We start from the raw sequence: 19486 nt of genomic DNA, 5'->3' as shown, positions 1-19486 counted from the left end.
ACATCGCTTGAAGGGACCTCATGATGTCCGACGTGCCGGATCCCGTCCTGACGGCCGACGGCCGCGGGCCGTTGCCCCGCACCCGCTGGGGCTCGTTCGTCGGTGGCAAGTGGGTCACCCCCGACGCCGCGCCGGCCTTCGCCGTTCTCGAACCCGCCACGGGGGACCATCTCGCCGACGTCGTGGAAGCCGACGCCGAAGTGGTCGACCAGGCCGTTCGCGACGCCCGCCGCGCCTACGAAGGGGAATGGGGCAGGCTGACCCCACGTGAACGCGGCGGTCTGCTGCGCAAGGTGGCCGCCCTGATCCGCGAGCACGCCGAGGAACTGGGCGAGCTGGAGGCGCGGGAGGTCGGCAAGCCGCGGCGCGACGCGTTGCGCTTCGACGTGTCGTTCAGCTCGGCCGGGTTCGACTACTACGGCGGCCTCGCCGACACGCTGCACGGCGACGTGCTCGACCAAGGGCCGATCGAAGCGCGGGTGCACTACGAGCCCTACGGCGTGGTGGCGGCGATCCTGCCGTTCAACTGGCCGCCCCTGCACTTCACCAAGAAGGCCGCGCCCGCGTTGGCCGCGGGCAACACGATCGTGATCAAGCCGGGGGAGCAGGCACCGCTGGCCGTGCTGCGGCTGGTGGAGATCGTGAACCAGGTGCTGCCCCCGGGCGTCGTGAACGCCGTGTCCGGCCTGGCCGCCGGGCCGGTGCTCGCCGGGCACCCCGGCGTCGAACGCATCACGTTCACCGGGGCCACCAAGACCGGTCAGGCGGTGCTGCGCACGGCCGCGGAGAACCTCACCTACGCCACCATGGAGCTGGGCGGCAAGAACGCGCTGATCGTCCTCGACGACGCCGATCTCGGGACCGCCGTCGAGGTGGCCGTCGAAGGGATGTTCTACAACCAGGGCGAGGCCTGCACGTCGACGTCCCGGATCCTCGTCCACCGGTCCCTGCACGACGAGTTCGTCGGCCGGTTCGTGGCGGCCACCGCCGCGCTGAGGGTGGGAGACGGCCTCGACCCGAAGACCGACATCGGGGCCATGGTCGACGCCCGCCAGCAGCAGAAGGTCCTCGGCTACATCGAGACGGCCGTCTCCGAAGGGGCGAAGATCGCTTACCAAGGGGAAATCCCGGTCGAGGAGCGGCTCAGCCGCGGCTTCTGGGTCGCGCCCACGGTGCTGACGGCCGTGCGGCCCGACCACACAGTGGCGCAGGAGGAGATCTTCGGCCCGGTCGCGTCGATCATGGTCTACGACACCGACGAAGAGGCCGTGCGCATCGCCAACGGGACCGCGTACGGCTTGACCGCCGCGCTGATCACCCGTGATCACTTCCGCGCCTCGAAGCTCGCCAGGGACCTGCAGGCCGGCATGATCTTCGTCAACAACTACCTGCGCCGTTCCTTCCTGGGATCGCCGTTCGGGGGAGTGAAGGGCAGCGGGTTCGGCCGCGAGAACGCGGCGGAAACCCTGCACGAGTTCGTGCGCGCGAAGAACGTCCGCTTCCCGTCCGGCCGGGCGCCGATCCCGGTCTGGCCGCCGACCGACTGACGCGCGCTCGAGCTCGACCACCCGGCCGGGCCATCCCCCTCGGATGGCCCGGCCCGGCTGTGCCGGTCCAATGCCCGTCAAATGACTGGAGCACCGACGGTCGCACGGCGGCCGCCCTTGCGCGGCCTGTCCGGCCGGGTAGCGTCGGCGCCGGCAAATCCCCTTGCGGCAGGAGAAAACGATGGCGGACGGCGAAATCCTGGGCCGGATCGACGAGCTGATCGCGGAGGAGCACGAGCTTCGGTCGCGCTCGGTCGGTGTGGGACTGGGAGGTGGCGACAAGGACCGCCTCTCCGTGGTCGAGCAGCAACTCGACCAGTGCTGGGACCTGCTGCGGCAGCGGCGGGCGAAGACGGAGTTCCACGAGAACCCGGACGGCGCCGCGGCCCGCCCGATCTCCCAGGTCGAGTCCTACTGGCAGTGAAGCCGGACTTCGGCGCCCGTGGCCGGACCCGACGTTGCCGGGCCCGGCCACGTGGGTCAGCGAACCGAGTTCACCCGGCTGATCGTTTCCTGGAGTTCGGCGGCCAGCTCGCGTAGAGGGCGATGCGTGAGCTGTGTCGCTGCCGAGCTGGGGCCCAGCACGGGACCAGGCGTCGCGTACACCTGACTTTCACCCGGAAGTAACTGCCCGGGACAGACCTCGGAGCCCGGCCGGATACCGTTCAGCAGGTATCCGTTGACGGCGTTCTCGACACACGAGTCTCCGGTCAGCGCGTACTGGCCGTGGAAAGGCGAGTCGTCCACGGACACCAGGCTCGCGCCAGGAGCCTTCCGGACAGCAGCTGCGCCCTGTTCATAGCCGGTCTGCGGGTCGAACTCACCTTGCACGACCAGCACCTTCGCCACGGCGGATGCCGGAAGATCCGGCAACGCCTCCCGAGGAGGCTGCGACCACGGGCCGCAGACCTCGGACAAACCGTATGCCCATCCGTCCAGCGGATAGCGTGGGCCCTGGTGATCGCTGAGCCGCCGGTACCACAGCGCGGATTCGGTCGGCTGGTCGTTGCACGCGACGGAGAACCGGGTTCCGGGCAGCGTCGTGAAGTCACTGCGCAGGAAGGAGCCGAAGAACTCGGCAGTGACGTCCCGGTAGGACATGTGGAGGTTGCGTTGTGCGTACGCCTCCAGTTGAGCATGGAGGTCCGCGGACACCGGCGTGAGCGAACCACCTCTCAGCTCCTTGGCCGCCGCGAGGACCAGGATCGCGTCGGAGTACCAGAAACTGGGGTTGCCGGCGCCGACGAACGCCTGGTCGAAGTCGTCTCCGGAAAAGCCCAGCCCCTTGTAGTGCGCCCGCACCTCCTCCCAGGTCTTCGCCGCCGCCTCCTTCGTGGGCCCGACCAGCTGTGGCCATTGCCGGGCCAGCCACGGCAGGAACAGGTCGTCCAGCCAGCGCTGGTCGGCGACGGGAAAGAAGGAGAAGGCGTCGGCCAGCCGGCCCTGCCAGTCGGTGCTGGAGTCGAGCACCACCTTTCCGGCGCTGCCGGGGAACATCGAAGCGTACTTCGCGCCGAGCCAGGTGCCGTAGGAGTAGCCGAGGTAGTTCAGCGTGGATTCACCGAGCAGCAGCCGGACTAGTTCCACGTCGTGCGCTGTCTGCCACGTGGTGATGTACGGCGCCAGGGGATTCGCCTGGCACGCGTTCGCGATCGCCCGCGGGATCCGCTGGTGCTCGGCGATGTTCGCCGGCGATCTGTCGCGCGCGTCCAGATCCGTTCGCTGGGGTAGCTGGTCGGCCGGCACGTGGCAGAGGTAGGGCTGCAGGCCCTCCTCGGGCGACCCGGCCACGCCGGTGCCGCGCGGATCCATCCCGATGATGTCGTAGACGTCGTTGACCGCGGGCTCCAGGGCCGCGATCTGCCCGGCGACCGGTGTTCCCTGGGCACCGGGACCACCGGGATTCGTCAGGAGGACACCGGCGCGCCTCCCGGTCGCCTTCACCCGGCTGATGCCGATCCTCAGTTCGTCCCCGGCCCGCGGGTGAGCCCAGTCGCGCGGCACTCTCACCAGTGCGCATTCGGCAGGCTTGGCCCCGGCGACCGGAGCGAACCCGCAGGTGCCCCAGCTCAGCTCCTGGGTGGCGTAACCGTCGAACGGGCTCCTGCCGGCAGCGGCTGTGCCCGTGAGCTGGGTGGCGAGGATGCCTGCCGCGGCGATGACGACGATCCCTTTTCCTACCCGCAAGACAATTCCTCCGCAAACGTGCGTCGCTTCATCGTCGAGCCCGTTGTCAGGCCGTGATACGCGGGGTGGTCATCGGGTTGCCGTTCGCACTCTGGTCCGCGGGCACTTCTTTCTGGATGTTCTGCCAGTGTTCGACGATCTTGCCGCGGTCGAGGCGGAAAATCTGGATGGCGATGACGGGAGTGGGCGCGATCCCGGTGATCCGGGCGTGGACGACGACTTCGTCGCCTTCGCTCATGACCAAGCCGGGTTCGTAGGAAAAGCCGGCGGGCAGGTTGCGTACCGCGGTGCGCAGGGCCGCGGTTCCGTTGGCCGCGAAGGGGGCGTGCTCGACGTAGGGATCGCGCCAGTAGCGGTCGATCGCGGTGAGGTCCCGGTGGCCGTAGAGCCGGTCGAGAGCCTTGATGACGACCCGTTCGTTGTCCTGGCGCGGGTGCTGCGCGGGTGGCGGGGTGGAGATCATCGAGTTGCCGCTCACGGTTTCGGACGCGGGCACTTCGTCCTGGATGATGTCCCAGTGCTCGACGATCCTGCCCCGGTCGAGCCGGAAGACGTCCATGATGATCTTGGTGGTGTCGCCCAGCCCGGTGACCCGGGCGTCGACGGTGACGAAGTCTCCGTCGGCGAGGGTCTGGAACACGTCGTAGTGCAAGTTGGGCAGGCCGGTGATCGCCGCTTTGACCCCGGCAAATCCATTGGCGATGTCGGGGTTGTGCTGGATGTAGGGCTCGCGGTAGTAGCGGTCGACGGCGCTGAGGTCGTGTTTGTTGAGAAGCTCGTCCACGGCTGCCAGTGCCACTCGCTTGTTCAGCCTTTCCTTGACGGTCAGCCGGTCTGCCGAGTGGGTGGGCGTCGCGGCCCAGGCTGGAGCCGGCAATCCGGTGAGGGTCAGCGCGAGCGCAGCGACGACTGTGATGCTTCGTTTCACATTCATGAAAGACCCCTGATCAGGTTGTTGAACCTTCACTCAGGACCGTACCAGCAAACACTTGAACATTAAAATGTTGGTCAGGGCAAGGTGCCGGGAACAATCGGGAACGTCGTCGAGCGGTCAGTCTCGCTGAGCGAGGGCGTTACCGGGGTCCAGCCGATCGAGGATCCGGCCGAGGGACTCGCTGAGCGGACCGACGTGGGCGGGATCGATCGCGTCGATCACCAGTTCCCGCACGTCGCGCCGGTGGAGCGGAGCCGTTTCGGCCACGAGCTCCCAGCCCTCGTCCGTCAGCGTGGCCAGCACGACCCGGCCGCTGTCGGGCGACTGGGACCGTTCGACGTAGCCCCGTCGCTCCAGCCTCGTCACCATGTGCGACATCCGCGACGGCGTGGCGTTCGTGCGCGCCGCCAGGTTCGACATCGACATCGTCCGGCCGGGAGCCTCCGACAGCCGGGAAAGGGCCACGTACTCGAAGTGGCTGAGACCGGCCGAGCGCAGCAGCCGGGCGTCCAGCTCGCCGATGAGCAACGTCGACACCGCCGCAAGCCGGGTCCACATGCGCATTTCGGCCTGATCGAGCGGCGGCACGTCCATCGGCCCAATCTAATGGCAGGCCCGCGGCCGGCAGCGGCAGAGGTGGGCGTGGGTCGTGGATCCGCCACTCAGTGCTCGCCGCGCGAGCCGAGGAGCGCGCGCTGGTGCTCGGTGATGTCGATGAGCCGGTGCTTGAACCGCTGGTACTCGTCCTTCCCCAGGCGTTCGGCGTGGCGCCGCTGGATGGCGGCCATGATCTCGTCCGCCGTCCGCATCTGGGCGAGCCCGCGCTCGGTGGGGCAGACGAGCTTCGCCCGGCGGTCGCTCTGGTCAGGCCGCCGCTCGAGGTACCCCAGGCCCTCCAGCTCGTCGAGGAGAATGCCGATGTTCTGCTTGTGCTGGCCCGAGAGCTTCGACAGGTCGGTCGCCCGGACACCGTCCGGGTCGAGGTAGGCCAGCACCGCGCCGTGGCGGGGCTTCAGGTCGTCGAAGCCCCGCTCGGCCAGCGTCGAGAACAGCTCCCGCTGCACGGCGAACAGCAGCCGGCCCGCGAGCACGCCCAGGTCGGGGTTCGTCGCGTTCCGTTCCGCGCGGGTGGTCATCCGCCGCTCCGGGCGAGCGTCTCGCGGATCCACTCGGTGATCTCCGCCCAGACCGGGTGTCCGGGGTGGACGACGTCGAAGTGGGTGCCGCCGTCGACCTCGAGGTAGCGGGCGGTGCCGCCCTCGGCGGTCGTCTTCTCGGCGTAGCGGCGGCTCCACTCGGCGGGTACGGCCTCGTCGGCGGTGCCGTGCACGGCGAGGACCGGGACGCCGTCACCAGCCAGTTCCACCGGCGAGGTCCAGGCGTAGTGTCCGTCGGCCAGCAGCGGCACGATCCCGCCGCCGACGGCGTCGGCCACCGCGGGCCACACCTCGGGCCGGGCGGGTTCGGGCGCGTCCTTCGGCGGCTCGGCGTCCGGGTCGGCGAGCACTTTCCCGAAGCCCGCCGCGTCCGCCGCGCGCAGGTCGAGCGCGCCGGCCAGCTCGACCAGGCCGACCGGGGTGATCTTCGGGTGCGCGCCGGGTGCTTCGGGCGGGAGCGCGCCGCGGTGGGCGGCCCAGGTGGCCAGGTGCCCGCCGGCGGAGTGGCCGAGGAGGACGACGCGGGTGGTGTCGAGGGCGGGGTCGAGGCCGTCGAGGGCGTCGATCGCGGCGGCGACGTCGAGGAAGGTGCCCGGCCAGCCACCACCGGGCTCGCCGATCCGGCGGTACTCGACGTTCCACACCGCATAGCCGCGCCCGACGAGGTCGTCGACGACGTCGGTGATCTGGCGGCGGTCCCACATGGCGGTCCAGTAGCCGCCGTGGAGGACGGCGACGACGGGGAACGGGCCGTCGCCTTCGGGCAGGTACAGCTCACCGACCTGCGACGGCTCGGGGCCGTAGGCGACGGTGCGGACCCGCCGGGTGCCGTCTTCGGCGTCGTCATAACGCACGCCGCGCTCGGCGCCGACCAGCGAGTCGATGGTGGCGAAGAAGGCTCCGATCGCGGGCAGGTTGGCGCCCTTGGCCTTCGACTCGTCCCAGGCGGCGTCGTCGGTCCACTCGACGAAGTCCAGCCACGTCCGCTCGTCGAGGCGGACCAGGCGCGCGGCGAGGAAGCCGCGCCGGTCCTCCCGGAACGCGGCCACCATGCCCGGGCGCGCGGCCAGCATCGCCTCGGTGTTCTCCGGTGCCACGGTGAAGGTGGTCAGCTCGATGACCGACATCGTCAGCTCCTCAGTCTGCGGTCCGCCAGATGGTCCTTACCTATGATAGTCATAGATCATGACTAAAATCGACCCTGTGGCGGCCGGGTCGCTGCGGTTCGGCGTGTCCCTCACCCCGGCCCTCGACATCGCGTCCGTACGCGCTCGCGCACTGGCCGCCGAAGAAGGGGGCTTGGACCTGGTCGGTGTTCAGGACCACCCCTACGTGCCGTCCTATCTGGATGCGTTCGTGGTGCTGGACCAGAAGACGGGGCTGGCTGGCGCGTCGTTATGCCGCTCGGACGGCTGGCCGCCGAACCGGCACCTGACTTGAGCGCGAGCACGATCACATCGTCGAGGGCCGGCACGGCCGCCGTGTACATCAGCCGAAAGCAGCTCTCGGCCCTAGGTCGAACAGAGGCAGGCGGTAGTGGTATGGCCAAGTACGTCATCGTGACCACTTCGTCGCCGTCTGACTGTTGCAGGTGGAGAGGCCGGTAACGACTCAAGACCCGTACGAACCCGGTGCGCGGGCTACCCGAGCAACTCCGGCCGACGATCGGATGAGGCTGATGAATGGATCCACGTTGCGTGTCCGCCACAGCGGGCCGGCTTCCTCCCCCGAATCCGGCCGCGTGGCGGTCGTGGGCGGTGGGCTCGCCGGACTGGCTGCCGCCGCGCTCCTCGCCGAAGAACGCAGATGGGACGTTACGGTTTTCGAGAAAGGCGACGTGTTCGGCGGCAGAGCTGCGGAAACAGCCGGCGAAGGAGAACACTGCACCCGACTGCTGCTCCCTGACTACCACGCGACACGAGAGCTGCTCTCCCGCATCCCGGGGGCGGACGGGTACGCGACCGTGGCGGACTCCATCACCCGGGTCGGACGGATGGAATGGGGTCCGCACGGGAGCTGGATTGAACTCGATCACATGAACCGGTTCCGCGCGTCCGGGATTTCGATGCGTGATCACTGGGCGATGTACAGGCAGGGCAGAAAGAAACCGATCGTGGCCGCGATCCACGGACCGAACCAGAACACCTTCGGCAGCTGGCGGCAGTATTCACCGGCCAGCGTGGTGGTGATGCTGCGCAACGCCTGGAAGACGGAACGGATCTTTTCGTTTCCCGGCTCGACGCACCACTTCCTCGTGGCGCCGCTGCTGGCTCACCTCGAAGCTCTGGGCGTCGAACTCCGTGCGGGCCACGCGGTCACCAGGATCGACTTCACAGAATCATGCGAGGACATCTTCGACGCCGTCATCATCGCCGCGTTCCCCAGCGATCTCGCCGCTCTGCTCGACGCGAGCGGTGTTGCCCATCGCTTGCCGCAGTCATTGCGCCACGCACACTGCAAGGTGCTGACCATCCCGCTCGATCCGCGGGAGCGTGTGCTCGCCGACCCTCGTCCCCGCCTCTACTGCCGCGCCGGCATTGCCGTTCTCCTCCAGCCGCACGTGTCCCGGTGTGTTGTCCTGTGCACCCGGGCCGAGTCGACCGACGACGCCTACGTGCTCGCACTGGTCCGGCAATTCCTGGCGCTCGAGCACCAAGTCGGCGACGTACTGACCCGGGCGAACCAGGCGCCGGGCGAGGCGGTGTGGTCGGCGACCATGCCGAAAGCCTCGCGGGTTCTGCGCGACAGGCCCGCCGGGATGTGGCTGGCCGGGTCATGGCTTGCCTCCGGATATCCCTACGACTCGGCGGAGTCGGCAATCCGTTCCGCCCGGCTCGCCGTCGAAGGCCTGAGCCGAGCGGCAGGCAATCGCCTGGCAAGGTCGTGAATCAAGCGACGAAACCATCGTCTTTGATCGGCATCCGAGCGTGCGATGCGGCCGGGTGGCCGTCCAAGAACGCTTCCACCGCTCGTTGCGCGTCGCGGATCAACGTCCCGGCGTTGGTGAAGTCGAACCCCTTGATGTGACCTCCGGGCTGTCCCGGCAGGCACAGCACGGGCATGCGCGTGCGGGCGTACTCGACGTCGTTGACGTGTTGCCTGTTGAGGGCAGCGGCGAACGCCGCGGTCATCGAGTCGCGGACATCCCGGGGCTCGCCGCGGGCGGCGATGCGGGGCCGGCCGTCGAAGAGAACGAGGGAGGCCGCCCCGAGCTCGATGGCCTGTCTGACGGGGGTGTTCGCGACGTACCCACCGTCGGCGAGTAGCTCGCCACCCCGGCGGACCAACGGGAACACGCCGGGGATGGCACATGTGGCGAGCAGCGCGTCCAGTAGGTCGCCTTCGTGGAGGACGGCAGGTTCGCCGGTACGGAGGTTCGTCGCGACGCAGGCGAACGGGACGGCGAGTTCCGCGAACGACCGCGCTGTCACCTCCGACGCGAACAACTCGGCCAGGCGGCCGTTGCGGAACATGAAGTGGCCGCCCAGGAGGTTTCGCACCAGCCGGAGCCGCGAGTCGCCGATCACCCGGGAACGGTCACACGTGGTCCACACCTCGATCAGGTGGTCGACGGCACCGTCCGGGTCGTCGGCCAGCACGACGCCGTTGAGCGCACCGGCCGACGTCCCGACGACGAGGTCGGGTCGGATGTCCGCATCGAGGACCGCGGCCAGCATGCCGACCTGCGAAGCGGTCGAGGCAGCGCCACCGCCGAAGACGAACGCGGTCGGACGGCGCAGTTCCGGCAGTACCGATGTAGTGGTCACGCGGCGGTCGCCTCCCCGGTCTCGGCGGCCACGGAACCGCCGGTCTCCAGCGCGCGGACAGCCGCCCGGATCTGCTCGGTGAGCTCCTGGCAGGTCTGGCCGGCGGGATCGATCGGCGCACCGATCCTGATCACCACCCGCGGCCTCCGCCGGCGCAGGATCGGCCACGGCCGCGAACCGGCCCAGACCTGCTGAGCGCCGGCTGCGCCGATCGGGACGACGGGGACGCCGGTCGCCAACGCGATCATCGCGGCGCCGCGGCCGTATCCGGCCGTCTCGGCCTCCTCCGGCGTGGTGATCCGGCCTTCCGGCATGATCGCCACGGACTCACCGGACCGGATCGCGGCCACCCCGGCGTTCACGGTGGCTTCGGAGCGGCGGAAAGCGGGGAGTGCGCCGGTCGCGTGGAGGACCTTGCCGAAGGCGCCTTTGTGGAAGTATTTCTGTGCGATGACCAGCCGTGGTGACACACCGAGATACCGGAATGCCAGCACTCCCGCGGGAACGTCGAAGATCGAACGGTGGTTGGCCACGTAGACGGCCGGTCCCTCGAGCGGCCAGGACTGCCCGCTGACGTCCTCGAAGCTCACGGCGGCCAGCAGCGGCACCAGGCCGGCTGCCGTCGCTTTCACGACCTCTCGCAGCGCACGGTCGGCAAGGGGCCGTGCCGGCGCGTTCGGGTGGGGCCGGGGAACCTCCCGGAGCGGTCGTGCCGCGGCGGGCAAGCCGAGCATCGATCGAGGCGTGACCTTCGGATGAGCTCGTGCCAGCCGAGCCACCGCGTAGTACGCCGATCGGCAGGCCCCTTCGGCGGAGTCGAGCGGATAGCTGTTGTCCGTGTAGCTCCCGGCGAACAGGACACTGCCGCCCAGCGATGCCTCGAGCCGGCGAGGATCGACGTACTCTCCGACGAAGACCGCTTCCGACGGTGACAGGTTCGTCCGGGTCCGGACGCGCAGCGGCGGGTACTCGAGCTCCAGCTGCGCACGAACACGAGTCACGATGTACTCGTCTTCTGTCGAAGGGGGAAAAGCCGCCAGCGTGACGCAACGCTGCTCGGCCGGCTGCACGACCGTGGTGACACCGCCACCGGCGTGAATCCGGACATCGTCGGACTCGAGGACCTTCTCCCGCGGATCCAGATCGATCGTGAAAGCTTTGCAGTGGGTGTGGCGACGGCAGTCCATCGGACGTGGCACCCCAGATCTGTCGAGGAGCGCATAGGCATCGTGCACGAATCCTGTGAAGATGACGGCGTCGAAGCGTTCTCGCTTTCCCGCTACCGCTATATCCACACCAGCGAGGCCGGGTTCGATCTTTTCGACGAGGCTGTTCTTCCGAAACTCCACGCCCCGCCCGCGCAGGAACCCCACCCAGGGCTCGATGAGCCAGTCATCGGTCGAGCCGGGAAGTGCGTAGGTGATCGCCTCGCTGCGTGAACTCGCCATCGCCCGCACGAGAGACCGCGCGGACCAGTTCCAGATCGACCCGAAGATGTTCGACGATCGCACGCTGCGGCGGGCAACCAGGATGGCTTGCCAATTCGACCGCGCAATGGCGAACTTGTCCCGTACGGACAAACCGGGTGTTCGAGCGAGAAAGGCGTAGATGTGGTCGATTTCGATCCAACGTCCGTCACTGCGGCTGGCGAATCGCCGACATCTTCGCAGGGAATCCAGCACGCTGCCGCCCGCGCCACCTGGAATCTCCCGGAACAGGCTCAGCAGGTGCTGGTAGTCGGCTAGGAACAGCCGGGTACAGTGCTCGCCCGCCTCGGTCACGTTGGCGCGTCCACCGAACTGCTCACCACCCTCGACGACCACCACCGACACCCCGGGGCTGTCCGTCAGGTAGTGCGCGGCGGACAGGCCTGAAACACCCGATCCGACAACACAGACTCTCACTAAAATTCCTCCTCGAACGGCGCTGCTGGGAATACTCAGCCCCGCAAACAGTCGCTGAATATTCCCCTGCAAATTAATGTTGTGGACGATGTCGACATAGTCGATAGGGAGTTCGTAGCTGTTACGGTCGATCCTGTAGATCGCCTGAATGCAGCAACATGTTGGCCGCCGTCATGGAATAGCGTAAGAACGGAAGTAACCGAAACGGATACCGGCTTGCGAACTCAACGATGCAGGAACGTGAAGACGGCTTCTTGAAATTCGGCGGCACGAGTACTGTGCACTCGATGGCCCGCTTCGATGGTGACCAGCGAACAGTCCGGAATCAGTGCCATGGCCTGCTGCTGTCGGCCGAAGGGTACAAAGCTGCCGGCTCCGCCGTGAACAACCAAGGTGGGCGCCGTGATGGAGGAGAGCGAAGACCACCAGTCCGGATCCGGCGCGCGAAACTGGCGCGCCAGCGATCCGATCATTCTGCGGTCGAACGACCACCACCGTGTGAGCATCCCCCACTCCAGGGAAAGACGGCCGAGGGCGATCCGCGGATCAGCGATCGCGGCCGGTGCGACTCGCAGTGGTGGCCGGGTTTCCTCGAGGACCAGTTTCCCGACGCGGTCGGGCCACCGCTGTGCCACCATCGTCGCGATCCGGCCGCCCAGCGAATGGCCCACCAGGTTGAATCGGCTGACGCCGAGGTGCTCCAGCAGGGACTCCACATCGAGTTCGAAGTCTTCGAAGGTATAGCTGTCCCGGTGGCTGCTCGCCCCGTGGCCACGGAAGTCCGGTGCAATGACGGGCAACTGTGCTGCTGCGAGCGCCAGGGCGAACGAGCGCCAGGTGGCGCCGCTGCTCGCCAAGCCGTGCAGCAGGACGACCGGCGGTCCGGACCGCGGGCCGAGCCGTCGATAGGCGAGCTTGGTCCCGTTCACATGTGCACGTTCGGGAGTCGGCCACTCCATCGGACACTGCCCTTCACACCGTTCCAACGCGCCGTGGGGGCGAATCGGTCCGCGGATCGGTCGTCACCAGGCCGCCCCGAACTTCTGCGCTGCCCGGACGCCCGAGGCGCAGCCGTCTTCGTGGAACCCCCAGCCATCGTAGGCCCCCGCATAAGCCAGTCTGGCCCCACCGAGACTGCGCAATTTCGGCTGAGCGGCCACCGAAGCCAAGGTGTACAGCGGGTGCCGATAGGCCATTTTCGCGATCACCGACGACTCGTCGACCACGCCGGCACCGTTCAAGGTCACCACGTGGTCAACCGGCGCTTCGAGTCCCATCAGTCGGTTGATGTCGTAGCTCACCACGCCGGCGCTCCCGGCGGCGCAGCCGGACCGGGTGTAGTTCCAGCTCGCCCGCGTCCGGCTCCGGCCCGGCAGCAAGCGGGAATCCCGGTGCAGCCAGGTCTCGTTGCCGGTGTACTCGAACGCAGACAGCACCCGCCTCTCCTCGCTGGTCGCTCCGGGCAAGAGGGCCAGTGCCTGATCGGCGTGCGTGGCCACGACGACTCGATCGACCCAGCAGGTTTCTCCTCCTTCGGTCACGATCTCGGCCCCGTCGAAGTGCCGCCGGACCGCGCGAACAGAGGTGCCCGAGCGAATTTCCGGCAGCGTCCCGGCAATGCGCTCGACGTAGGTGCGAGCGCCTCGGACGATCGTCTGCCACCGCAGCGATTCCGTCGGAGACAGCATCCCGTGGTTGTGCAGGAATTTGAACAGATAGGCCGCGGGGTATCGTAAGGCGTCGATCGCCCGCACGGACCAGACCGTGGAAACAAGCGGTATCGCGAAGTGCTCGACGAAGTACCGGGAGTGCCGACCCGTCACGAAGATGTCCTGCAGCGTTCGCCGCTCGTCCGGCGTCGCCAGGAAGGCCTGCGCCGACCTGTAGAATCGCCATATCTCGGCTAACATCCTGACATAGGGTCCGACGACGGCGCTGCCGCCACCAGGTATCATCCCTTTTCGCCGTTTTCCGCCGGCATACTCGAGGCCGCATCCCAGGCAGCGAACACTCAGGGACATCTCCGTCTCACGAGTGCTGACCTGGAGTTCCCGCAGTAATCTCACCAGAGTGGGGTAGGTGGTGGAGTTGTGCACGAGGAATCCCGTGTCGACCCCGAATTTCCCCCCATCAGGGGTGCATACGTCGTGGGTGTCGGCATGCCCGCCCAGCTTGGCCGATTGTTCGAAGAGCAGCACATGATACTTGTTGCGCAACAGGTATGCGGCCGTCAAGCCGGAGATTCCGGCCCCGACAACTGCGACCCGCTCCCGAGTCATCCACCACTCCGTTCGACCGTCGGCAGGCACTTTCGTGACTGTGCGTTCGGGGGCCGCACCACGCGGATAAGGTCCGCGTTGGCACTCCGGCCTCCCTCGGCCACGACCAAATGTCGTCAGCGGAACCGCCGATGTTACGCTCGCCATCCACTCGTAATCCGAGGCGCGGAGATGGGTTGAGACCTTCCTGGTCCGGCTAGTACAAACGGCACCACCGGTCGGCGCACCCCGGTGGGGAGATGGCCAGGCACCTGCGAGAAAAGCCGCGGGCGCGCTCGAGGCGGACCGGTTGTTCCGGCTCGATCCGTGCGGCCGTCGGAGCCGGCCGGTGTCACAATGCCCGAAAGACGTCGACCGGCTACGGGACAATCGACTCGGCCTGCCCGGCACGCGCGGCGTTGCTGTGTGTGCCGGGCTTGGCGAGGTCGGAGCAGACTGGCATTGGTCGAACTGGAGAAGTGCCGCGCCAGCGGCTGTTAGCTGGCGGCGATCATCCTGCTGGGCAGCTTGACCGAGGGGCTCCTGCTCGACGCGGCGGAGAACCGTATCGCCAGCACGGTGCGTGGCTTGTTTTCCAGTGCCCCCGGAGTTCTTCCTGGCTCACGTCGACATCCACATTCTCGACGAGCTGGACGAACGGCAGGAGATCGCCCGTCGGACCCGGAACGGGGCGGACGGAGCCGCGCTCTCGAACTGCTGCTCACTGCGGACCTGGTCGACGCCGACACGGCAGCCGCCTACGCCTGGATCAACCGCTGTGTCCGCAGCTGGGCTCGACGCTGTCGTAGACCAGCTGGCGAAGAAAGCCTGTCCGGCCCGGCTTGCCGAAGTCCTCACACGGTTCCGGTCGAGAAGGGGCGCGGCCGGCTCCCGTTCCGGTGCGGAGCGGGAGCCGGCCGACGTCAGGAGACGGCCGGGCCTGATTCGGAACTGCCCGAGAGGTCCTTGAGGAATTCGTGGCATTGCCGCGCGCGGGCCGAGTCCTCGTCCATCACGCGACGGAAGAAGTCGGCGATGTCCGTGCGGCCGGCGTTGTCGGCGTCGCGGACGTACTGGCCGTAGTCGTGTCCTGCCTTCAGTGAGTGGTACTGGACCGATACGAGGTCGAATGTGACGTCGTCGAATCCGGTTTCTCCGGTAGCCATCGTTGTCCCTTCCCGTTCACTTCGTTTTGGCTTTGGCGGTGGCCTTGGCGTCCTGCAGGGGCGAATAGGTGCCGTAGAGGGCGGGGTCGGGGGCGGGTGCGGTGGCGGGGCCGCCGAGGGGTTCGGGGTCCATCAGGTATTCGATGCCGGCGTCGGTGGTCCAGCTGGTGCCCTTGGGGCCGTCGGGGCCGTCGGAGAGGTGCCAGATCGTGTGGTTGTGGGTCTGGTCTTCTTCGTCGAGCAGGGCGTTGGGGGCGATGTCGTCTTCGAGGCCGTCGGCCTTGAGCTCTTCGATGGCGGCCAGCCACTGCTTCTGGTGGACGGTGTCGCGGGCGAGGTTGAACTTGAGCATCGCCTTGACGCCGGGGTCGTCGGTCATGTTGTAGAGGCGGGCGGTCTGCAGGCGGCCCTGGGCTTCGGCGGCGGCGTTGGCGCGGAAGTCGGCGAGCAGGTTGCCGGAGGCGACGATGTACTTGCCGTTCCAGGGCGTGCCGTTGCTGTCGGCGGGGAGCGCGCCGCCGCCGGCGACGATGGCCTGCTGGACGTCCATGCCGCCGATCATCGCGGCCATGACGGGGTCCTTGACGGCTTCGGCGGTGACGGTGGCGGGGGCGCCTTCGAGCAGGCGGGCGACCATGGTGGCGAGCATCTCCACGTGCCCGATCTCTTCGGTGGCGGTGTCCATGATCAGGTCTTTGTACTTGCCTTCGATGCGGCAGTTCCAGCCCTGGAACAGGTACTGCATCGTCACGGTCATCTCACCGAACGCGCCGCCGATGAGTTCTTGGAGCTTGTGGGCGTAGACGGGGTCGGGCCTCTCGGGCTTGGCCTCGAACTGCAGCAGCTTCGTGTGACGGAACAAGATTTCCTCCGTGGTCGCGTCCGTGTCCGGTGGTTGCGGGTACGTTCCCGGTTAGCGGACGGTTAACCGCGCGGGGTGAATGCGGCCGCGGGTCGTGTGAAAGGGAGTCGCGCGGGTATCCGGCGGCGGATCATGCCCCCGTGCGAGGAGTCAGCCGTGTCCCAGTCCGCCCAGCAGCAAAGCCCACCAGGGATCGGCTGCGCGGTGGCGATCGCGCCGCGCATCGTGGTCACCGGCGGGGAGCCGATCCGGTGACAAGCAACGACCTGTATTCGGCGGAGGCGACCTCGAGCCGGGGCAGCGTCCGGATCGACGGGCGCGGCGACTTGGCCTACGCGGTCGGCGAGCCGGGCGACGGCTCGGCGGATCCGCTGAACCCCGAGCGCCTCTACGCCGCCGCGCTGGCCACCTGCCTGCACCAGTCGTTGACGGTCGCGGCGACGTCGTTGGCGGTGGAGCCCGGGGAGAGCGTCGTCACGGCGAAGGTCACGTTGGCCGCTCGTGGCGACGGCGGTTACGAGCTGCGGACGACGGTCGAGGTGTACCTGCCGGGCGCGACCACCGACTCGATCTACGACGCCGTGACCCGCGAGGCACTGAGGTTGTGCCCGCTGGTGGGCGAGAAGGTCGCGGTGACGTTCGACCGCGAGCGCGGCCTGGCGCTGCAGAACCACCAGGGGCCGGCCGACCCCGGGCAGAACTGACCGCCGTGCCGGTGACCCACTGCGTGCGCCACGGGCTGGTGCGGGCGCTCGCGGCCGGTCACGACCGGGCGGACCGGCGCCCGGTCGTGCTTTTGCCGGGCCTCGCCGGTCCCACGTTCCCGCCGCCGCTGCGCGGCCTCGGTCGCCTGTCGGGCGCGTTGCTGCGGGATCTGGTCCACGAGTCACCCGCGGCGCTGCCGGGCACGGTTCCGTACTACTTCCGGGCGGGACCCCGGCGGCTGCTGCGGTTCGTCAAGTCCGCCCAGCGCGATGCACCCGAACGAGCGATACCGCTGACGCGTTGCCCCGTGCAGGTGCTGCGAGGCTGAGCCCGGCCGGCTGGGCGCGGTCGCTCGCCGACGCGGCGCGGCGGGGGAGCCTGGTCACGGTGCCGGGCGCGCACACGTTCCCCGCGACGTCCGGCGGCCTGACGTCGCGGTTGATCACCGAGTTCGGCGCCTGAGGCTCAGCCGCCGCGTTGGACGACGGCCGTGGTGAGCGTTGCCGCGATCAGTTCGAGCTCGTGGTCGGTTGCTTCTTCGCCGTCGAGCTGCGCCCGCAGGTCGGTGCGGGTGATGACGTCGCTCGCTCCGGGGGTTTCGGTGTCGGCCGGCTCGACCTCCATCCGGCCGCCGGTCAGCACGAGCACGGGGTCCGGCAGCGAAGACCCGAGCAGGCGGCGCAGGTCGTCGATGGTCACCTTCACGTCGACACCGGCTGGGGGACGGCGCCGAGCCGCCGTCGCAGCTCCGGCACGAAATCCGGATCCGTCCGGGCCAGCGTCTCCAGATCGACCTCCCGAGGCAGCGCGAGAGCGGTCCGCAGTGCGCCGTCGATGACCAAGCCGGCCGCCGCCAGCACCAAGCCGGCGTCGTCGACCGGGCGCAGGTCCGCGAAACCCGGTGACCACCGGGGCAGCACGAGGTCGAACTTGCCGGCCAGCCCGCCGCGGCAGCAGTACCGCACCCGGTACCGCGCGTCGTCCACGAGCCGGACCTGCCAGACCGTGCACGCCGTGGTGAGAGACATGACCTCCGGTACCCGGTGACGTGCTGGACAAACGGCGGCACCAATCGCAATCGCCTCTCCCGGTCATTGCTCAGGGCGGCATTCGGCCGGCTGTGGTCCACCTGGCCGGCAGCACAGTGGCGTCGTACTGGAAACGGCCGTTCTGGTGGACGGGCACCGCCTGGCACCCCGAGCCGCTCGACACGCCCGCCAGCTCGTCCGACAGGGGCCGTTGGTGGTTCACGCGGGGCACCTCCCCGATCTCGGGCGAGAGGCGAATACCCACGCCCGGGTGACCCAACCGAGATCCGGCGGGCGACCGGCTCGGATTTCGCCGCGTCGAGACCCGCCTTCCGTGATCGGCCCGCACGTGCAAGGCGACCTGGGACAAGGCGTTGCCGCTGTTCCTGGAGCGCTCGGTCAGCGGCCTGGGGTGTCGCGGAGGTAGGGCTTCAGCCGCTCGGCCAGGGACCTGCGCGTCGCGGTGATCGCCGGGCCGGTCGGTGGCTGGCTCGCGGAAGACCCGGCCGCGGTGTCGGCGACGAAGCGGGCCACCGCGTCCGGGGCAGGCACCACGTCGTCGCCGTGGTGGGCGAGGACGATCGGGGCCGAGGTGGGATCGGTTTCCACCGCGAGCGACCACCCCCGCCGTTCGTTCCACACCAGCATGACGTCCTGGTCGGGCCGGCCGGGCCACCGCCGCGGCAGGCCGAGGTAGGCGGTGGCCGTGTCGCTGATTTCGACCGTGGTGCTCTCGTGCGGGACACCGACCGCGGCCGCCACCGCTCGCACGTACTCGCCGAGAGCGCGCTCGAGGGTTCGGGTGTCGGGTTCGCCGTGTTCCATGCCCACACGCTAGAGGGCCTCCCGAAGGCGCGTCGGATGGGTCGGGGGGCCTTCACGGGGTTTAGACCGCAGTCAGCGGGCTACCCGCACCTCGATCGCCCCAGACCCCGGCGGACCGGTACGTCACGGAAGGGGCGATCGATATGACACCAACGCTGCAACGTCCACCCAAGGCCGCGGAGCCGATGCTGGCGGGCGAAAAGTCGGGCACCGAAACCGTTCTGGTCAAGCTGTTCGCGGTCGTGCCGCTGCTGGCTCTGGCCGCGGCGGTGCCCTTCGCGTGGGGCTGGGGCCTCGGCTGGACCGACGTCGCCCTGACCATCGGGTTCTACTTCCTGACCGGCCTCGGGGTGACGATCGGCTTCCATCGCTGTTTCACCCACGGCGCTTTCAAGGCCCACCGTGGCCTGCGGATCGCGCTCGCCGTCACCGGCAGCATGGCGATGCAGGGCCCGGTGATCGGCTGGGTCGCCGACCACCGCCGCCACCACGCCTTCGCGGATCGCGACGGCGACCCCCATTCCCCGTGGCGCTACGGCACGTCCGCCGCGGCCCTGGCCAAAGGCTTCTGGCACGCGCACATGGGCTGGTTGTTCGACCGGGAGAAGACCAACGCGCAGCGTTTCGCCCCCGACCTGCTCGCCGACCGCGACATCGCCCGGATCGACCGCTGGTTCCCAGGCCTGACCGTCCTCACCCTGCTCAGCCCGGCACTGATCGGCGGGTTGGTGACGATGTCCTGGTGGGGCGCGCTGACCGCGTTCTTCTGGGCGAGCCTGGTGCGGGTGGCGGTGCTGCACCACGTTACCTGGTCGGTGAACTCCCTGTGTCACTTGATCGGCGAGCGGCCCTACGCCGCTCGTGACAAGTCCGCGAACTTCTGGCCGCTGGCCATCGCCTCGATGGGCGAGTCGTGGCACAACTCCCACCACGCCGACCCCACCGGCGCCCGCCACGGCGTCCGCCGCGGCCAGCTCGACATGTCGGCGCGCCTGATCTGGCTCTTCGAGAAGCTCGGCTGGGCCACCGACGTCCGCTGGCCCAGGCCCGAACGCCTGGCCCGCAAGCTCAACCCCGGCTACCCGGCAGCTCCCCGCTGGTTCGGCAAGCCGGAGCGCGGTCATGACCGCCGTATGTGACGAGTTC

At 68.7% G+C, this 19486-nt stretch carries 22 protein-coding genes; 8 read left to right on the top strand and 14 right to left on the bottom strand.

Annotated features, from left to right (window positions below):
• Positions 1-23: 23 nt before the first annotated feature.
• Both ACWEGE_RS05515 and ACWEGE_RS05510 read left to right on the top strand, forming a co-directional pair.
• Positions 24-1547, top strand: a complete 1524-nt coding sequence (locus ACWEGE_RS05515; RefSeq protein WP_449659218.1) for an aldehyde dehydrogenase family protein — start codon at positions 24-26, stop codon at positions 1545-1547.
• A gap of 181 nt (positions 1548-1728) precedes the next feature.
• Entirely contained in the window at positions 1729-1971 is a 243-nt protein-coding gene (locus ACWEGE_RS05510; RefSeq protein ID WP_449659217.1) for a DUF2630 family protein, read from the top strand.
• Between the two features lie 56 nt (positions 1972-2027).
• On the opposite strand, the gene ACWEGE_RS05505 is transcribed toward ACWEGE_RS05510, so the two are convergent.
• From ACWEGE_RS05505 to ACWEGE_RS05485, 5 genes are all read right to left on the bottom strand, one after another.
• On the bottom strand, positions 2028-3734 hold the full coding sequence (locus ACWEGE_RS05505; protein WP_449659216.1) for an alpha/beta fold hydrolase: 1707 nt from the start codon (positions 3732-3734) through the stop codon (positions 2028-2030).
• Between the two features lie 46 nt (positions 3735-3780).
• Positions 3781-4668: a nuclear transport factor 2 family protein gene (locus tag ACWEGE_RS05500; RefSeq protein WP_449659215.1), complete on the bottom strand. Its 888-nt coding sequence runs from the start codon at positions 4666-4668 to the stop codon at positions 3781-3783.
• 117 nt (positions 4669-4785) lie between these two features.
• Entirely contained in the window at positions 4786-5262 is a 477-nt protein-coding gene (locus tag ACWEGE_RS05495; RefSeq protein ID WP_176177403.1) for a MarR family winged helix-turn-helix transcriptional regulator, read from the bottom strand.
• 68 nt (positions 5263-5330) lie between these two features.
• On the bottom strand, positions 5331-5804 hold the full coding sequence (locus ACWEGE_RS05490) for a MarR family winged helix-turn-helix transcriptional regulator (protein ID WP_449659214.1): 474 nt from the start codon (positions 5802-5804) through the stop codon (positions 5331-5333).
• On the bottom strand, positions 5801-6952 hold the full coding sequence (locus ACWEGE_RS05485) for an alpha/beta hydrolase (protein ID WP_449659213.1): 1152 nt from the start codon (positions 6950-6952) through the stop codon (positions 5801-5803). The genes ACWEGE_RS05490 and ACWEGE_RS05485 overlap by 4 nt, the downstream gene beginning before the upstream one ends.
• 58 nt (positions 6953-7010) lie before the next feature.
• Between ACWEGE_RS05485 and ACWEGE_RS05480 the strand changes: the two genes are divergently transcribed.
• Complete coding sequence (locus ACWEGE_RS05480) at positions 7011-7265, top strand: hypothetical protein (RefSeq protein ID WP_449659212.1); 255 nt, start codon at positions 7011-7013, stop codon at positions 7263-7265.
• A gap of 301 nt (positions 7266-7566) precedes the next feature.
• Positions 7567-8712 carry an FAD-dependent oxidoreductase gene (locus tag ACWEGE_RS05475; protein ID WP_449659211.1) on the top strand — a complete coding sequence of 382 codons (1146 nt, stop codon included), beginning with the start codon at positions 7567-7569 and terminating at the stop codon, positions 8710-8712.
• Position 8713: 1 nt separating this feature from the next.
• Here ACWEGE_RS05475 and ACWEGE_RS05470 read toward each other — a convergent pair whose 3' ends face one another.
• From ACWEGE_RS05470 to ACWEGE_RS05445, 6 genes are all read right to left on the bottom strand, one after another.
• Complete coding sequence (locus ACWEGE_RS05470) at positions 8714-9592, bottom strand: patatin-like phospholipase family protein (protein WP_449659210.1); 879 nt, start codon at positions 9590-9592, stop codon at positions 8714-8716.
• Positions 9589-11496, bottom strand: coding sequence for an FAD-dependent oxidoreductase (locus tag ACWEGE_RS05465; protein WP_449659209.1), 1908 nt, complete (start codon positions 11494-11496; stop codon positions 9589-9591). Before ACWEGE_RS05465 ends, ACWEGE_RS05470 begins: the two co-directional genes overlap by 4 nt.
• A gap of 224 nt (positions 11497-11720) precedes the next feature.
• On the bottom strand, positions 11721-12425 hold the full coding sequence (locus ACWEGE_RS05460; protein ID WP_449659208.1) for an alpha/beta fold hydrolase: 705 nt from the start codon (positions 12423-12425) through the stop codon (positions 11721-11723).
• 93 nt (positions 12426-12518) lie between these two features.
• On the bottom strand, positions 12519-13775 hold the full coding sequence (locus ACWEGE_RS05455; RefSeq protein ID WP_449659207.1) for an NAD(P)/FAD-dependent oxidoreductase: 1257 nt from the start codon (positions 13773-13775) through the stop codon (positions 12519-12521).
• Between the two features lie 902 nt (positions 13776-14677).
• The gene (locus tag ACWEGE_RS05450) at positions 14678-14920 is read right to left on the bottom strand and encodes an acyl carrier protein (RefSeq protein WP_449659206.1); all 243 of its coding nucleotides are present in this window, start codon (positions 14918-14920) and stop codon (positions 14678-14680) included.
• 16 nt (positions 14921-14936) lie between these two features.
• Positions 14937-15782 carry a manganese catalase family protein gene (locus ACWEGE_RS05445; RefSeq protein ID WP_449659205.1) on the bottom strand — a complete coding sequence of 282 codons (846 nt, stop codon included), beginning with the start codon at positions 15780-15782 and terminating at the stop codon, positions 14937-14939.
• Positions 15783-16033: 251 nt separating this feature from the next.
• Between ACWEGE_RS05445 and ACWEGE_RS05440 the strand changes: the two genes are divergently transcribed.
• From ACWEGE_RS05440 to ACWEGE_RS05430, 3 genes are read left to right on the top strand one after another with little or no spacing between them, the layout of a single operon-like run.
• Entirely contained in the window at positions 16034-16486 is a 453-nt protein-coding gene (locus ACWEGE_RS05440; protein ID WP_449659204.1) for an OsmC family protein, read from the top strand.
• A 5-nt stretch (positions 16487-16491) separates the two neighbouring features.
• A complete protein-coding gene (locus ACWEGE_RS05435) occupies positions 16492-16815 on the top strand; it encodes a hypothetical protein (protein WP_449659203.1) in 324 nt (107 codons plus the stop codon).
• Positions 16788-16949: a hypothetical protein gene (locus ACWEGE_RS05430; RefSeq protein ID WP_449659202.1), complete on the top strand. Its 162-nt coding sequence runs from the start codon at positions 16788-16790 to the stop codon at positions 16947-16949. The genes ACWEGE_RS05435 and ACWEGE_RS05430 overlap by 28 nt, the downstream gene beginning before the upstream one ends.
• Before the next feature lie 3 nt (positions 16950-16952).
• Here the strand turns inward: ACWEGE_RS05430 and ACWEGE_RS05425 are convergent, their stop codons facing one another.
• The 3 genes from ACWEGE_RS05425 to ACWEGE_RS05415 all read right to left on the bottom strand — a co-directional run bounded on the left by ACWEGE_RS05425 (position 16953) and on the right by ACWEGE_RS05415 (position 18340).
• The gene (locus ACWEGE_RS05425) at positions 16953-17192 is read right to left on the bottom strand and encodes a hypothetical protein (protein WP_449659201.1); all 240 of its coding nucleotides are present in this window, start codon (positions 17190-17192) and stop codon (positions 16953-16955) included.
• Positions 17189-17515 carry a hypothetical protein gene (locus tag ACWEGE_RS05420; RefSeq protein WP_449659200.1) on the bottom strand — a complete coding sequence of 109 codons (327 nt, stop codon included), beginning with the start codon at positions 17513-17515 and terminating at the stop codon, positions 17189-17191. Before ACWEGE_RS05420 ends, ACWEGE_RS05425 begins: the two co-directional genes overlap by 4 nt.
• 399 nt (positions 17516-17914) lie before the next feature.
• A complete protein-coding gene (locus ACWEGE_RS05415; RefSeq protein WP_449659199.1) occupies positions 17915-18340 on the bottom strand; it encodes a DUF6292 family protein in 426 nt (141 codons plus the stop codon).
• Between the two features lie 143 nt (positions 18341-18483).
• On the opposite strand from ACWEGE_RS05415, the gene ACWEGE_RS05410 reads away from it, so the two are divergent.
• Positions 18484-19479 carry an acyl-CoA desaturase gene (locus tag ACWEGE_RS05410; RefSeq protein ID WP_449659198.1) on the top strand — a complete coding sequence of 332 codons (996 nt, stop codon included), beginning with the start codon at positions 18484-18486 and terminating at the stop codon, positions 19477-19479.
• Positions 19480-19486: the final 7 nt, after the last annotated feature.

It is taken from the genome of Amycolatopsis sp. NPDC004747 (assembly GCF_053601335.1).
The sequence above is the reverse complement of the archived record's forward strand: the minus strand, read 5'-3'. Positions and strand labels throughout refer to the sequence as shown.

Bases quoted from the DNA above. Each gene is read 5' to 3' on its own strand.
- ACWEGE_RS05515 (WP_449659218.1), top strand. From the start codon at position 24: ATGTCCGACGTGCCGGATCCCGTCCTGACGGCCGACGGCCGCGGGCCG.
- ACWEGE_RS05510 (WP_449659217.1), top strand. From the start codon at position 1,729: ATGGCGGACGGCGAAATCCTGGGCCGGATCGACGAGCTGATCGCGGAG.
- ACWEGE_RS05500 (WP_449659215.1), bottom strand. From the start codon at position 4,668: ATGAATGTGAAACGAAGCATCACAGTCGTCGCTGCGCTCGCGCTGACC.
- ACWEGE_RS05495 (WP_176177403.1), bottom strand. From the start codon at position 5,262: ATGGACGTGCCGCCGCTCGATCAGGCCGAAATGCGCATGTGGACCCGG.
- ACWEGE_RS05490 (WP_449659214.1), bottom strand. From the start codon at position 5,804: ATGACCACCCGCGCGGAACGGAACGCGACGAACCCCGACCTGGGCGTG.
- ACWEGE_RS05485 (WP_449659213.1), bottom strand. From the start codon at position 6,952: ATGTCGGTCATCGAGCTGACCACCTTCACCGTGGCACCGGAGAACACC.
- ACWEGE_RS05480 (WP_449659212.1), top strand. From the start codon at position 7,011: ATGACTAAAATCGACCCTGTGGCGGCCGGGTCGCTGCGGTTCGGCGTG.
- ACWEGE_RS05455 (WP_449659207.1), bottom strand. From the start codon at position 13,775: ATGACTCGGGAGCGGGTCGCAGTTGTCGGGGCCGGAATCTCCGGCTTG.
- ACWEGE_RS05450 (WP_449659206.1), bottom strand. From the start codon at position 14,920: ATGGCTACCGGAGAAACCGGATTCGACGACGTCACATTCGACCTCGTA.
- ACWEGE_RS05420 (WP_449659200.1), bottom strand. From the start codon at position 17,515: ATGTCTCTCACCACGGCGTGCACGGTCTGGCAGGTCCGGCTCGTGGAC.
- ACWEGE_RS05415 (WP_449659199.1), bottom strand. From the start codon at position 18,340: ATGGAACACGGCGAACCCGACACCCGAACCCTCGAGCGCGCTCTCGGC.
- ACWEGE_RS05410 (WP_449659198.1), top strand. From the start codon at position 18,484: ATGACACCAACGCTGCAACGTCCACCCAAGGCCGCGGAGCCGATGCTG.